Origin of the sequence: Streptomyces sp. NPDC002809 (assembly GCF_040295435.1) — a bacterium.
Taxonomy (GTDB): Bacteria; Actinomycetota; Actinomycetes; order Streptomycetales; family Streptomycetaceae; genus Streptomyces.
Genome location: NZ_JBEOVJ010000002.1, coordinates 140,760 through 154,406, shown reverse-complemented (window position 1 = coordinate 154,406; position 13,647 = coordinate 140,760). Strand labels below are relative to the sequence as shown.

The 13,647-nt window shown below is 70.9% G+C and carries 12 protein-coding genes; 5 read left to right on the top strand and 7 right to left on the bottom strand.

Going from position 1 to position 13,647, the window contains the following annotated elements:
• Nucleotides 1–26: 26 nt before the first annotated feature.
• The gene (locus tag ABT025_RS01970) at nt 27–1,238 is read right to left on the bottom strand and encodes a PucR family transcriptional regulator (RefSeq protein WP_350988944.1); all 1,212 of its coding nucleotides are present in this window, start codon (nt 1,236–1,238) and stop codon (nt 27–29) included.
• Between the two features lie 186 nt (nt 1,239–1,424).
• Here ABT025_RS01970 and ABT025_RS01965 point away from each other — a divergent pair, with 186 nt between their 5' ends.
• From ABT025_RS01965 to ABT025_RS01955, 3 genes are read left to right on the top strand one after another with little or no spacing between them, the layout of a single operon-like run.
• The gene (locus ABT025_RS01965) at nt 1,425–2,324 is read left to right on the top strand and encodes an SGNH/GDSL hydrolase family protein (protein ID WP_350988729.1); all 900 of its coding nucleotides are present in this window, start codon (nt 1,425–1,427) and stop codon (nt 2,322–2,324) included.
• Between the two features lie 3 nt (nt 2,325–2,327).
• Entirely contained in the window at nt 2,328–4,319 is a 1,992-nt protein-coding gene (locus tag ABT025_RS01960; protein WP_350988727.1) for a hypothetical protein, read from the top strand.
• 52 nt (nt 4,320–4,371) lie between these two features.
• Nucleotides 4,372–5,448 (top strand): tyrosine-protein phosphatase, encoded by a 1,077-nt coding sequence (locus ABT025_RS01955; RefSeq protein ID WP_350988725.1) that lies wholly within the window; start codon nt 4,372–4,374, stop codon nt 5,446–5,448.
• 13 nt (nt 5,449–5,461) lie between these two features.
• Here the strand turns inward: ABT025_RS01955 and ABT025_RS01950 are convergent, their stop codons facing one another.
• Nucleotides 5,462–6,580, bottom strand: coding sequence for an ADP-ribosylglycohydrolase family protein (locus ABT025_RS01950; protein WP_350988723.1), 1,119 nt, complete (start codon nt 6,578–6,580; stop codon nt 5,462–5,464).
• Between the two features lie 78 nt (nt 6,581–6,658).
• Between ABT025_RS01950 and ABT025_RS01945 the strand changes: the two genes are divergently transcribed.
• Nucleotides 6,659–6,937, top strand: a complete 279-nt coding sequence (locus ABT025_RS01945) for a DUF6343 family protein (protein ID WP_350988942.1) — start codon at nt 6,659–6,661, stop codon at nt 6,935–6,937.
• A gap of 12 nt (nt 6,938–6,949) precedes the next feature.
• Here ABT025_RS01945 and ABT025_RS01940 read toward each other — a convergent pair whose 3' ends face one another.
• From ABT025_RS01940 to ABT025_RS01925, 4 genes are all read right to left on the bottom strand, one after another.
• On the bottom strand, nt 6,950–7,318 hold the full coding sequence (locus tag ABT025_RS01940; protein ID WP_350988721.1) for a tetratricopeptide repeat protein: 369 nt from the start codon (nt 7,316–7,318) through the stop codon (nt 6,950–6,952).
• Nucleotides 7,319–7,385: 67 nt separating this feature from the next.
• Complete coding sequence (gene coaE, locus ABT025_RS01935; RefSeq protein WP_350988719.1) at nt 7,386–7,988, bottom strand: dephospho-CoA kinase; 603 nt, start codon at nt 7,986–7,988, stop codon at nt 7,386–7,388.
• A 55-nt stretch (nt 7,989–8,043) separates the two neighbouring features.
• Nucleotides 8,044–8,982, bottom strand: coding sequence for a PAC2 family protein (locus tag ABT025_RS01930; protein WP_350988717.1), 939 nt, complete (start codon nt 8,980–8,982; stop codon nt 8,044–8,046).
• 82 nt (nt 8,983–9,064) lie between these two features.
• Complete coding sequence (locus ABT025_RS01925) at nt 9,065–10,588, bottom strand: flavin monoamine oxidase family protein (RefSeq protein WP_350988940.1); 1,524 nt, start codon at nt 10,586–10,588, stop codon at nt 9,065–9,067.
• A 336-nt stretch (nt 10,589–10,924) separates the two neighbouring features.
• Here ABT025_RS01925 and ABT025_RS01920 point away from each other — a divergent pair, with 336 nt between their 5' ends.
• Nucleotides 10,925–11,887: a right-handed parallel beta-helix repeat-containing protein gene (locus ABT025_RS01920; RefSeq protein WP_350988715.1), complete on the top strand. Its 963-nt coding sequence runs from the start codon at nt 10,925–10,927 to the stop codon at nt 11,885–11,887.
• A gap of 173 nt (nt 11,888–12,060) precedes the next feature.
• On the opposite strand, the gene rpsA is transcribed toward ABT025_RS01920, so the two are convergent.
• Complete coding sequence (rpsA, locus tag ABT025_RS01915; protein WP_266777527.1) at nt 12,061–13,575, bottom strand: 30S ribosomal protein S1; 1,515 nt, start codon at nt 13,573–13,575, stop codon at nt 12,061–12,063.
• Between the last annotated feature and the right edge of the window lie 72 nt (nt 13,576–13,647).

Here is a 13,647-nt window from a genome sequence, read left to right as displayed (position 1 = left end):
ACGGTCCGCACCCGCCGTTCCCTGGCTCACACCGAACGGCGCGCCACCAGGGCCGCGTTGAGGTGCTGCAGGTCCGTGGGGCGGGCCGGTGAAAGGCCGGTCAGACGGCCGATGCGGCGGATGCGGTAGTCGACGGTGTTCGGGTGTACATGCAGCGCTGCCGCCGCCGCCCTGCGGTCCAGGCCGTGGGCGAGGTAGGTCTCCAGCGTGTGCAGCAGTTCCGGTTTCGCCTCCAGTGGCTGGAGCAGCCGCGCCAGCCCGTTCAGGGCCGCGCTCGGTCTGCTCAGCTGGTACTCCAGCAGGACGTCGGACAGCCGGTACAGGCCGGCGGGCCGTCCGGTGCGGGCGACGAGGTCGACGATCTCGGCGTTGCGGGCCACGGCGGCCGGCACCGCCGCCGGTTCCGTGGTCTCCGCGGCCGCGACGACCGGGACACCCGCGGCCCGGGTGGCTTCGGCGATGAGGTCGCACAGACCGCCCGGCCCGCTCCACGGCGGCGGCTCGGCGACGGGCAGCAGGACCGTGCCGCCGGTCTCGTCGAGGGCGGTCAGCGCGGGCGTACCGGCGAACCGGTCCAGGGCCGTGCGGATCCGGCGGATCTTGCGGCGGGCCGCCACCCTTGTACCGGGGCCCGGCGCCTGGCCCACCTCGTCGTCGTGCCGGCCGAGTGCGAGGGTCATCGTCAGGTACCGGGCGGCCGGGCGCAGCCCGGTACGCCGGGTGAAGCGGTCCAGGTCCTCGCCCGTCAGCAGGGCAGCCATCAGGGCGTGCCGGCCGCCGTGTTCCTGACTGTCCAGGATCTGCCGGGCCTCCAGATAGGCCCCGCTCACCGCGGAGGTCAGCTGCTGCTGGAGAACCATGATGTGGTTCATGATCTCCAGCACGGCAGGCAGGTCTCCGGGTACGGCGTCCCGGGCGGTCTCCTCCCAGCACATCCCGATGCCCACCTGGTACGCGGTGAGGATGGCGTCCAACGGCACGCCCTCCTCGGCCCGCTGGGCAGCCGAGTCCCGCTGCTGGGCCAGTTCGGCGTCGGTGGCGGGTCTGCGGTGTTCGACGACGTCGGCGAAGAGCCGCAGATTGTGCTGCACGATGTCCGCGATGTCGCCCGCGATCTCCTCGTGCGGCAGTTCCGCGTAGACCGGCAGATCGCTGAGCAGCCGGGCGACGACGCGGGCGGTCAGGGCGGGGGCACGGGCCCGCAACTGGGCCGCCACCGGACGGCCGCCGATGCACAGCGGCCGCCGCGTATCGGCTCGCCGGTCCACGCTTCCGCCCGTCACAGCAACACGCCCTTTGTCATGCGTCACAAAAGCCCCCGCGGAAGTCTGCGTTACCCACCAGTTAAACGACGGCGTTCGAGTCTGCATGATGACCGGCGACACCCGCCATGCCCCCACCTCGCCCCACCATCGGAGGTCGCCGTGAACTCGCCCCGCAACAAAGCATTCTGTCGGACCGTCAGAGCATCCGTGACTGCGTTCGCACTGGCCGGACTGGCCATCGGAACGGGCGCTTCCGGCGCCTCGGCGGCGGGTGACGACACCACGTCGTACGTCGCGCTCGGCGACTCGATGGCCTCCGGGCCCCTCATCCCGGACATCACGGGCCCGGTGGCCTGCGGCCGTTCCACGCACAACTACGCACACGAGCTGGCCGCGAGCATCGGCGCCTCGCTGCACGACGTCACCTGCAGCGGGGCCAAGTCCAAGCACATGACGGAGAAGCAGTCGCTCTCGCTGCTCGACATCCCGATGGGATCGGCGCCGCCCCAGTTCGAAGCCCTGCGCGCGGACACCGACCTGGTGACCCTGACGATCGGGGGGAACGACGCCGGTCTGGTCGGCATCGCACAGGACTGCATGACGCTCGACCCGACCGCCACCCCGTGCAAGGACAAGCTCACCGAGGGCGGGGTGGACCAGGTGGCACAGCGCATCGCGGAGTTCGCGCCCCGGCTGGCCGCCGTACTGGACGGGATCCACCAGCGTTCGCCGCAGGCCCGCGTGATCGTCACGGGCTACGGGCTCTACATCAAGCCGGGCGGCTGCTGGCCGCTGCAGCCCGTGCTCCCGGTGGACGCCGACTTCCTCCAGGGCAGCGTCGACCGGATGAACACGGTGATCGCCGAGCAGAGCGCCGCCCACGGCGCCGAGTACGTCGACGTCGCCGCCCCCAGCAAGGGCCACGACGCCTGCCAGGCCCCCTCCGACAAGTGGGTCGAGGGGTACGTGCCGACCGCGGCTGCCGCCCCGCTGCACCCCAACCGGCAGGGCGAGGCGGCCTACGCCCGCATCATCGGCGCACACCTCCAGGGGAGCTGACCCGTGCGGCAGCGGGTACTCCACGGCCTGCTCGCGGCGGCGCTCGGCGCAGCCGCCCTCCTCGCCCCGCCCGCCCAGGCGGCTCCGGCGGGCCACCCGACCGAGGGGGGCTGCGATCCGCTGGCGGTCGTCGAGTGCCTGCTGCCGTTCCCCAACGACTGGTACACCCGGCCGGACCCGGACACCGACACGGGCCGCCGGGTGGACTTCGGCACCACCGTGCTGCCCCGCGCCACGACCGGACTGCCCATCGACCCGGCCGCCTGGAACCGGTCCGACGGCTTCTCCCCCGGCTCCGCTCTCATCGCCCAGGTGCCGGACCTGGACCCGGCGGCCACCGGTGCGGCGCCGCTCACCGACATCGGCCGCTCCCTCGACCGGGACGCCCCGGTCGTACTCCTGGACACCACGACCGGTGAGCGGTGGCCGTACTGGGCCGAGCTCGACGCCAACGCCGCGGACCCCGGGCGCCAGGCACTGCTGATCCACCCAGCCCGCAATTTCCGCGACGGCCACCACTACGCCGTGGCCCTGCGCCACCTCAAGGACGGCGCCGGCCGCACGATCCCGGCGGCCGCCCCGTTCGCCGCCGTCGCCGGCAAGCGGCTCCCCGCCCACGATCCGCTGCGCGCCCGGCAGGACCGGCTCCGCCCCGCCCTCACAGCCCTGCGCAGGGCCGGGGTCACGACCGAAGGGCTCCACCTGGCGTGGGACTTCACCGTCGCCTCCACGCGCAGCCTCACCGGCGACCTCTTCACCATCCGCGACGACGCCTTCCGCCGCCTCGGCAACCGGTCTCCCGGCTTCACCGTCACCGGTGTCACCGACTTCACCGCCGCCCAGGACGCCCGGATCGCCCGCGAGGTCACCGGGCAGATCACCGTACCCAGCTATCTCAGCCTGCCGGGAGGCCCTCCCGGCTCCGCCCTGAACCGAGACCGCGACGGCGTACCTCGCCGGCTCCCCCTCAACACCCAGCTCGCCACGTTCCGTTGCGAGATCCCCCGCTCGGCATTCCTCACGCCCTCCCGTCCCTCCCTCTACGGACACGGACTGCTGGGCTCCCGCTCCGAGGTCGGCGCGGGCAACGTCAAGGACATGGCGGCCGAGCACAACTTCACTTTCTGCTCCACGGACTGGGCCGGCATGGCCAAGGAGGACATCCCCGTCGTCCTCGGCGCACTCGCCGACCCGAACCTCTTCCCGGCCGTTCCCGAGCGCAGCGAACAGGGCATGCTGAACGCCCTGTTCCTCGGCCGCGCCCTGATCCACTCCAAGGGTCTGGGCAGCGACGCCGCGTTCCGCACCGCCGAGGGCCGTCCGCTCGTCGACACCCGGCACGGCCTCGCGTACGACGGGAACAGCCAGGGCGGCATCCTCGGCGGCGCCCTGGTCGCCGCCTCGCCCGACATCCGGCGCGGGGTCCTGGGCGTCACCGCCATGAACTACGGGCTGCTCCTGAACCGGAGCGCCGACTTCGCACCGTTCCAGCAGGTCCTGGACGTGGCCTACCCGGACAGGCTGGACCAGCAGCTCGTCCTCCAGCTGTTCCAGATGGTGTGGGACCGCGGCGAGACGAACGCGTACGCGAACCACCTCACCGATCACCACCAGGTGCTGATGCACATCGCCTACGGGGACCACCAGGTCGCGAACGCGGCGGCCGACGTGGAGGCGCGCACGATCGGTGCCCGTCTGCTGTCCCCCGCGGTCGCCGCCGGCCGGAGCCCGGACACCGCCCCGTACTGGGGCATCCGACGCATCACCTCCGCACAACTGCCCTACCGGGGCTCGGCCATGACCGTCTGGGACAGCGGCACCCCCACGCCCCCGCTCACCAACACCCCACCCACCGGGCCCGCTTACGGCCACGACCCGCACGAGGATCCCCGCAACTCGCCCGCCGCACGTCAGCAGAAGGCCACCTTCCTGACCACCGGCCGTGTCATCAATGTCTGCGGCACCACCCCGTGCACCGCCACACCGACCTCCTGACGCCCCCTCCCCGCCGGGCACGACCTCCCGCGGGGGACAGACAAGGAGCACCATGCGTACGCACCGCATAGCCGGAGCCGCCGTCGCGGCCGCCCTCCTCGCCGGTACGGCACTGACCCCGTCCGCGCTCGCCGCACCGACCGCCGCATCGGCCTCCGCGCAGGCCGCGGTCCCCTTCACCTCCGCCGGCGCCGTGCGCGCCGCCGACGGCGGTCACGCCGTCTCCTGGGCCTCGCCCGCCGCTTCGGTGACCGTCACCGCCGTCACCTCCCCCGACGCCACCACCGGCATCGCCCTCGGCACGGCCCCCGGCACCGGCTCGCTGACCGTCCCGGCCGGAACGCTCCCGGAGGCCGGGCGCTGGTACTTCCGGCTCGTCCCGGACGGTGGCAGCGCCCTCGTGGTCGCCGACCGCTCCCTCGGGCTGGCTTCCGCCCGCAACTTCCGCGACATCGGCGGCTACCGCACCACGGACGGGCGCTGGGTGCGCTCCGGCCTGGTCTACCGCTCCAACAAGCTGAACAGCCTCACCGATGCCGAGCAGCAGCGGTTGGTCTCCCAGCGCCTCACGCTCGACGTGGACCTGCGCAACGTCCAGGAGCGCAAGGACGACCCGGACCGGCTGCCCGCAGGCGTGGCGTACCAGGTCGCCGACGTCGTCTCGCTCAGCCACGGCATCCGTTTCCACGACTCGGCCCTGATGACGCTGGCCGAGGCCATCGCGGCCGGTCTCTTCTCCGGCTCGTCCGACCTTGGCCAGTCCATCGGCTACCCGTTCATGGTCAACTTCGTCGGCGCCGACTACGCGTTCCACGACCTGGTCACCGCCGTCGCCACGAACAGCTCGGGCGCCACGGTCTTCCACTGCAGCGCCGGCAAGGACCGCACCGGCTGGGGCACCGCCGTCCTGCTCACCCTGCTCGGCGTCCCACGGGCCACCGTCGAGGCGGACTTCCTCGCCAGCAACCAGTACACCGGCGACCCGAAGGCCGTCGAACTGAGCTGGCTGCGCGCGGCGTTCGCCGAGGTCGATCACATCTACGGCGACTTCGACACGTACGTGCGCGAGGGGCTGAAGCTCGACGCGGCGACCGTGGAGACCCTGCGCGCCAAAATGCTGACCGGCTGACCGGACCGCCCGGTCAGCACACCGGGTACCGGCCGGGCGGCCACGCCACCGGCTGCTCGAACTCCAGGGACAGGTCGTCGGCCATCTCCGCGATCACGGCCCGGCCCTCGGTGAGCACCAGCCACGACGACGGGAGCCGTGCGTCGCCGTGGCGGGTGCCGAGCAGGTTGCCGCAGACCGCCCCGGTGGAGTCGCTGTCGCCCGAGTGGTTGACCGAGAGCAGCAGCGACTCGCCGACCTGGCCGGCCTCCGGCAGGGCCAGGGCGCAGTACACGGCGATGGCCAGGGCCTCCTCGGCCACCCAGCCGGCACCGAGCGACTCCACCTTCTCGGCGCTCGGAGCACCCTGCGCGGCCAGCTCGACGGCGCCGCGCAGGGCGGCGGTCGTCTCCTCGTGGCCGGGGTGGCGGGCCAGCAGGTCCATGGCCCGCAGGACGGAACCCGGCAGGGAGTCGCCCTCCAGCAGATGCGCGACGATCGCCGCGAGCGCGCCGGCGGCGTAGGCGCCGGTGGGGTGGCCGTGGGTGATCTGCGCACAGCGGGCGGCGAGCGCGAAGCCCCGGGCCGGGTCCTGCCCGGTGAGTCCGAAGGGTGCGGAGCGCATGACCGTGCCACAGCCCTTGGACTGCGTGTTCACGGGGCCCGGCACTCCGAGCGGGCCCCGCGGGTCGGGGGTGTGGCCGGACGTGAGGCCGGTCAGACAGGCGTTTCCGGGGGCCCGGCGCGCGTACAGCCAGGGCTGCTGCCTGAGCCACCCGCTGCGTACGGGGTGCTGCTCGTCACCGGCCGGGGGCGCGGGATGGATCTGGGTGTCCAGCCAGCGCAGGTACGCGTGCTTGATGAGGGCCGTCTCGGCGCCGGGGATGCCCCCGGACATGGCCCGGGAATGCGCCCTGATCAGCCCCTCGGCCGTGAAGAGGGTCATCTGGGTGTCGTCCGTGACGCGTCCGACGACCCCGTCCTCGTCGGCGGTGAGGCCCTGTACGCCCCGGTCCCCGTGCGCCCGGCGGATACCGGCGAGCGACAGGAACTCCACCGGGTTGCCCAGAGCGTCCCCGATCGCCCCGCCCAGCAGACACCCGCGGACCCGGGACCTGCGGACCGCGGCGTCCCCCCGTGCTGTGCCGTTCACGGCCGTCCCCCACTCTCTTCCGTCGGAGCACCGCACTCGTGTCGTCGCGGGTCCATGCTGGTAGGAGAGGCGATGGCCATGCGTACCGGTAGTGAACCGACGACTGCCCGCAGTTCTCTGCGGATGCGGCTCTGGCTGAGTCTATGGGGCCTGGCCTGGGCCGTCTTCGGCGTGGCGGCGTTCACCTGGACCGGCAGGCCGGGGTGGGCGGCGGCCTGCGGGGTGCTCCTCGTGCTGGTCCTGGTGGATCTGGCGGTGATCGTCCACCACCTGCATCAGGGCCCCCCCTACCAGCCGGGCCGCACCATCCCGCCGTACGAACCCGATCACGGCGGGCGGGGACGGTACGGGCACTGAGACGCGGAGGTCTCAGCCCTCCGCGTCGAAGCGGGCCGCCTTCAGGTACTCCGGGTTCGGGTCCAGTGCGGCCGCCAGCCGGAAGTGGCGCGTGGCCCGCTCCGGATGACCGGAGCGCTCGAAGGTGCGGGCGAGGGCGAAGTGCGCGAACGCGTTGTCCGGCTCCCGCTCCAGAACGAGCTCGAACTCCAGCTCGGCGGGCCGCAGTTGGGCCGCAGCGAAGAAGGCCCTGGCGCGCAGCAGCCGGGCTGCGGTGTTCTCCGGGTGGGCGGCGATCACCGAGTCGAGCAGCTGCACCGCGCCCCGGGGGTCGCGCGCCGCCAGCAGCTGCTCGGCCGCGCGGAAGTCGATGACGTGTGTTTCGGGGTTCCTCTCGGGCACAGTCGCATCCTTCCCTCGTTCACCGTCGGATGAACGTCTGCCCGGCTGCCGGTGTTCCGGCCCGGGATCAGCCGGCCTCGGCTCGCCGGGTCAGCTCCGCCCAGACCGAGCGGACCTGCGGTTCCAGTGCGTCGATCGGCCCGTCGTTGTCGATGACCAGGTCGGCCACCGCGCGCCGCTGTTCGCGGGTGGCCTGCGCGGCCATTCTGGCGCGCGCCTCCTGCTCCGTCATCCCGCGCAGCCGCACGAGGCGGTCGAGCTGGGTCTCCGGCGCCGCGTCGACCACCACGACCAGGTCGTAGAGGGGGGCGAGGCCGTTCTCGGTGAGGAGGGGGACGTCGTGGACGACCACGGAATCGGGGCCCGCGGCGCGCTCCAGCTCGGCGGAGCGGGCGCCGACCAGCGGGTGGACGATCGCGTTCAGGGCGGCGAGGCGCTCGCTGTCGGCGAAGACGATCGAGCCGAGCTTCGGCCGGTCCAGCGTGCCCTCGGAGGTGAGGATGCCGGTGCCGAACGCCTCGACGACGGCGTCGAGCCCGGGCGTGCCGGGCTCGACGACCTCGCGGGCGATCCGGTCGGCGTCGATGAGGACCGCTCCGTAGCCGGCGAGCATCCGGGACACTTCGCTCTTGCCGGCGCCGATACCACCGGTCAGGCCCACTTTCAGCATGGGCGGCAGCCTAGTGCCCTGCCCGTGGCGCTGCGGAAAGCGGGTCCGGCCGAGGTCAGCCGTCGCCTTCACGCTCGGCCAGGAACCGCTCGAATTCGAGGCCGATCTCGTCGGCGGACGGGAGGTCCACCGGCTCGGCGACCAGATTGCCGCGGGTCTCGGAACCGGCGATCGCGTCGTACTGGTGCTCAAGTCCCTCGACCAGCGAGACGAGTTCCTCGTCGCCCTGGTCGATCTGGCGGTCGATCTCCGTCTGGGTCCGGTGCGCCTCGGTGCGCAGGGAGTGGGCGACGGTCGGCAGGACCAGTCCGGTTGCCGCCGTGATCGACTCCAGCGCGGTGAGCGCGGCGTCCGGGTAGGCGGAGCGGGCGACGTAGTGCGGAACGTGGGCGGCGACACCGAGGACGTCGTGTCCGGCTTCCATCAGCCGGTACTCGACGAGGGCGGCGGCGGAACCGGGCACCTGCGCCTCGTCGAACGGACTGCGGTGACCCGGCATGAGGTCGGTGCGGTTGCCGTGCGGGGTGACGCCGACCGGGCGGGTGTGCGGAACGCCCATCGGGATGCCGTGGAAGGTGACGGCGAGACGGACGCCGAGCCGCTCGACGATCTGCTCGACGGCCTTGGCGAACCGCTCCCACTCCACGTCGGGCTCGGGGCCGGACAGCAGCAGGAAGGGCGCCCCGGTGGCGTCCTGGACCACGCGGACGTCCAGCGTCGGGGTCTCGTACGCCGACCAGCGGTCACGCTTGAACGTCAGCAGCGGCCGCCGTGCGCGGTAGTCGACGAGGCGGTCGTGGTCGAAGCGGGCCACGACCTGGTGGGGCAGCGATTCGAGCAGTCCGTCGACGATCTGCTCACCGGTCTCACCCGCGTCGATGTATCCCTCGAAGTGGTAGAGCATGACCAGGCCGGCCGACTCCTGGGCGAGCGCCATGTCGACGACAGCCAGGCCCTTCGGCTCCCATTCGTACAAACTCTGCGGATCAAGCACGGTTACCGCTCCTCCTTGTGTTCCTGAAGAAGAACGTCCCGGGGGGCACGGGCATTCCCGCCCGCGCCCCTTCACATGGTGTTTACCCAAGTACCCGCGTATGCAGTGCCGTGACCGCCTTCCGTGCGGAGGTGAACGCTCCGTGCTGCCAGGCGTCCGCGTAGCTCAGGTGGTCACCGGCGAAGTAGACCCGCCCCGCTGCCTGGTTGAGCGGTGCGAAGACCGGGGCGTCGGGGCCGCCCGGCAGGGAGTGCCAGGAGGCCTCCAGGTACGGGGTCTGCCGCCAGTGGTGGGAGAACGACGTGGCGAGTTCCGTACGGTACTTCTCCCCGTGGATCTTCACGCCCTGCGCGACGGCCCGCGCCTCCCGCTCGCGCGGGGTGAGGGCTGCGTACGCGTCGGCGTTGGAGCCGGTGTTGTAGTACCCGATGAGGGTGCCGCGCCGGCCCTGGTGGCCGTAGGACGGATACCAGATGTGGGCGAGATCCATGTCCGTCTCCGTGATGCCGCCGTAGATCCGGTGGTCGCTCTCCCACCAGCGGCTCCTGTACTCCAGCCCGATCTTCCCGGCCGAGGACGGCTTGCAGGCCTCCAGTGCGGTCTGGACGGCCGGGCCGAGGTTGTGGGCGGTCTTGGCGAGGATGTTGGGCGGCAGGGCGGCGACGCAGTAGTCCGCCTCGATGCTGCGGGTGTGCCCGGACTGCGTGTAGGTGACGGTGACGCCGTGGGCGGTGTCGGTGATCTCCGTGACGGCCGCGCCGGTGCGGATCCTGCGCTCGCCTATGGCCCTGGTGAGCGCGGCGGGTATCCGGTCCATGCCACCGACGGGCTGGAACATCAGCATCGCCTGGTCGTACTCGAACTCGAAGGCGAAGTAGCGCCCGACGCCGCTGGCGAAGACCTCGGAGGCGGAGGGGACGGAGCCCAGTTCCTCGCCGGGGGTGCCGGCGGCCGCGGGGTCGACGCGGTAGCCGCGCCGGGGGCTGCCGGTGTAGTCGAGGGTGTCGCCGATGTCGCCGAAGTCCTTGAGGAAGTCGAGCAGCCGCTCCTGGTCGTCGGCGGTGATCTGCCGGTCGAGGGCTCCGTTGTCGGTGGCCTTGGAGAGGAGCTCGGCCACGTAGCCGTACACATCCGCCTTGGCGGTGCGGTAGCGCGTCGGGGCCTTCATGCCCGACTTCTCGTTGTAGATATAGGCATTGGCATTCACATTGGTGAACACCTCGATGGGAACGCCGAGTTCGCGACAGTAGTCGAGGGTGACCATCCACTGCGGAATCCGGCCAGGTCCGGCGTTCATGTACTGCCCGTCGGAGAACCGTGCCGTCTGCTTGACGCCGTGGATGTCGGTGGTGGAATCCCCGCCGCGCACGGTGAGGTTGCGGCCGCCCGTGCGGCTGCGGGCCTCCAGGACCGTGCAGTCGTAGCCCGCCTTGCCGAGCTCGTAGGCGGTGGCGAGACCGGCGATGCCGCCTCCCACGACCACCACCTTGGCGGCGGCCCCGCCCTTCAGGTTGAAGTCGCCCTCACTGGGGGCGCGGAAGGCCGGTTCGCGGCTTGCGGCCTGGGCGGTGGGGGCGAGTCCGAGCGCCCCCATGGTGGCGAACATCGCGCCCGCCCCGCCGGAGAGCCCGACGTTGCGGAGAAAGGTGCGGCGGCTCGCGCCCGGCATCGCGGGCGAGTGGTGCGAAGCGTGAGTCATGTCCCGGCTCCCCTTCGGATCTTGAGGTTGCGGGGATCCTGACAAGGGTGTGTTACGGGCCATCAGTTACTCGTGTATCCCGCACGTTTCCCTGTGTTCACCTACCTCACCACCACCGCGAGCAATGGTCCAGACCTTGACATGTCCCGACCCCGTCCCTACCGTCACTGGGCAGAAAGTTCAGACACTCGCCCCACATTCATGTACGAGAACGCCCTGAACCCTTCACGGGAAGGCACCCCCATGCGCACCCGCACGCTGTTCCCCGCCCTGCTGGCCACCGCCCTCGCCACCGGCGGCCTGACCCTCGCCACCGCCGCCACGGCCGGCGCCGCGACGGTCATCGAGGTGAGCACCGCCGCCCAGCTGAAGTCGGCGCTCACGGCGGTCACCCCCGGCGGCACGATCCACCTCGCGGACGGCACGTACACCGGCAACTTCAAGGCACTCGTCCCCGGCACCGCATCGGCACGCATCACCCTGACCGGCTCCGCCGGGGCGGTCCTCACGGCCGGCGGCGGTTACGGTCTCCATCTCAACGGCGCCTCGTACTGGACCGTGCGGGGCGTCACCGTCACCGGCGGCCAGAAGGGCATCATGGCCGACGGTGCCAACGGCGTCGTGATCGACTCGGTGACCGTGCACGACCTCGACATGGAGGGCGTCCACTTCCGCAAGTCCAGCAGCGACGGCGTCATCCGGAACTCAAGGATCTACGACACCGGGCACGACGGACGCGGCATGGGCGAGGGCGTCTACGTCGGCACCGCGGGCGACCTGTCCGACAGGAGCGACCGGGTACAGATCCTGGACAACACGATCGGGCCGGGCGTCGGCGGCGAGAACGTCGACATCAAGGAAGGCACCACCGGTGCGCGCATCGTCGGCAACACCTTCGACGGCAGCGGGCTGACCGGCGCCAACTACGACGACTCCTGGGTCGACGTGAAGGGCAACGACGTCCTGGTCGAGGGCAACCACGGCTCCCGTACGACCAACAACGGCTACGAGACCCACACCCAGCAGAGCGGATGGGGCTGCGGGACCGTCTTCAAGGACAACACCTCGGACCTGTCCGGCGCGACAGGCGACAAACGGCTCGCGGTCAACGTCACCAACCACGGAGCGAGCTGCCCCACCACCGTCTACGCGAGCAACACGGTGACCGGCGGCAACGGCCTGACCAACATCACCGTCACCCCGTAGGAATCCCGCAGGAATCCCGCGGAAGTCCAAGTCCCCGCAGGAATCCCGTAGAAGTCCGCAGGAACCCCGCAGGGATCCCGTCGCGGAAAACGAGTGAGGCCCGCTCCCCGAAGGGAGCGGGCCTCACTGTCATCTACTTACTGCAGCCGATGACCGGCCGGAAGGTCGGAGCGTCAGCTCTGGCCGCCCGCCAGCTTCTCGCGCAGGGCAGCCAGGGCCTCGTCCGACGCCAGGGCGCCGGAGTTGTCCGCGGACTCCGAGGAGTACGAGCCGCCGCCACCGCTGCCGCCAGAGGCAGCCGGAGCGCTGCCGGCCGGGGCAGCAGCGCCCTCGGCAGCAGCGGCCTCGTCGGCCTCGCGGGACTTGATGACCTGGGCCTGGTGCTGCTCGAAGCGCGTCTGCGCCTCGGCGTACTGGGTCTCCCAGACCTCGCGCTGAGCCTCGAAGCCCTCGAGCCAGTCGTTGGTCTCGGGGTCGAAGCCCTCGGGGTAGATGTAGTTGCCCTGGTCGTCGTACGACGCGGCCATGCCGTACAGCGTCGGGTCGAACTCGACCGAGGCCGGGTCGCCACCGAAGGACTCGTTGGCCTGCTTCAGCGAGAGGCTGATGCGACGACGCTCGAGGTCGATGTCGATGACCTTGACGAAGATCTCGTCGTTGACCTGGACGACCTGCTCCGGGATCTCCACGTGGCGCTCGGCCAGCTCGGAGATGTGGACCAGGCCCTCGATGCCCTCGTCGACGCGCACGAACGCACCGAACGGAACGAGCTTGGTGACCTTACCGGGAACAACCTGCCCGATCTGGTGCGTACGGGCGAACTGCTGCCACGGGTCTTCCTGCGTCGCCTTGAGCGACAGGGACACGCGCTCGCGGTCCATGTCCACGTCGAGAACCTCGACGGTGACTTCCTGGCCGACCTCGACAACCTCGGAGGGGTGGTCGATGTGCTTCCAGGACAGCTCGGAGACGTGCACGAGACCGTCGACGCCACCCAGGTCCACGAAGGCACCGAAGTTGACGATCGAGGAGACGACGCCGGAGCGGACCTGACCCTTCTGGAGGGTCGTGAGGAACGTCTGGCGGACCTCGGACTGGGTCTGCTCGAGCCAGGCACGGCGGGACAGGACCACGTTGTTGCGGTTCTTGTCCAGCTCGATGATCTTGGCCTCGAGCTCCTTGCCCACGTACGGCTGGAGGTCGCGGACGCGGCGCATCTCGACGAGCGACGCCGGGAGGAAGCCACGGAGGCCGATGTCGAGGATGAGACCACCCTTGACGACCTCGATGACGGTACCGGTGACGATGCCGTCTTCTTCCTTGATCTTCTCGATGGTGCCCCAGGCACGCTCGTACTGAGCGCGCTTCTTCGAGAGGATCAGGCGGCCTTCCTTGTCCTCCTTCTGGAGAACCAGGGCCTCGATCTCGTCGCCGACCTTGACGACCTCGTTCGGGTCGACGTCGTGCTTGATCGAGAGCTCGCGGCTCGGGATGACACCTTCGGTCTTGTAACCGATGTCGAGGAGAACCTCGTCGCGGTCAACCTTGACGATGACACCGTCAACGATGTCGCCGTCGTTGAAGTACTTGATCGTCTCGTCGATCGCCGCGAGGAACGCGTCCGCGTCGCCGATGTCGTTGACCGCAACCTGCGGAGTGGTGGCGGTGGTCTCGGTGCTGCTCGTCATGTGGGAAAGGGCTCCGGTACGGACAGTGAGTCGAAGTTACTGCTACGCCGTGAGCCCGTATCGCCTCTGCAG

Coding starts and splice junctions, on each gene's coding strand:
- ABT025_RS01925 (WP_350988940.1), bottom strand. CDS start 10,588: ATGTTCGCCACCATGGGGGCGCTCGGACTCGCCCCCACCGCCCAGGCC.
- ABT025_RS01955 (WP_350988725.1), top strand. CDS start 4,372: ATGCGTACGCACCGCATAGCCGGAGCCGCCGTCGCGGCCGCCCTCCTC.
- ABT025_RS01920 (WP_350988715.1), top strand. CDS start 10,925: ATGCGCACCCGCACGCTGTTCCCCGCCCTGCTGGCCACCGCCCTCGCC.
- rpsA (WP_266777527.1), bottom strand. CDS start 13,575: ATGACGAGCAGCACCGAGACCACCGCCACCACTCCGCAGGTTGCGGTC.
- coaE (WP_350988719.1), bottom strand. CDS start 7,988: ATGCTGAAAGTGGGCCTGACCGGTGGTATCGGCGCCGGCAAGAGCGAA.
- ABT025_RS01945 (WP_350988942.1), top strand. CDS start 6,659: ATGCGTACCGGTAGTGAACCGACGACTGCCCGCAGTTCTCTGCGGATG.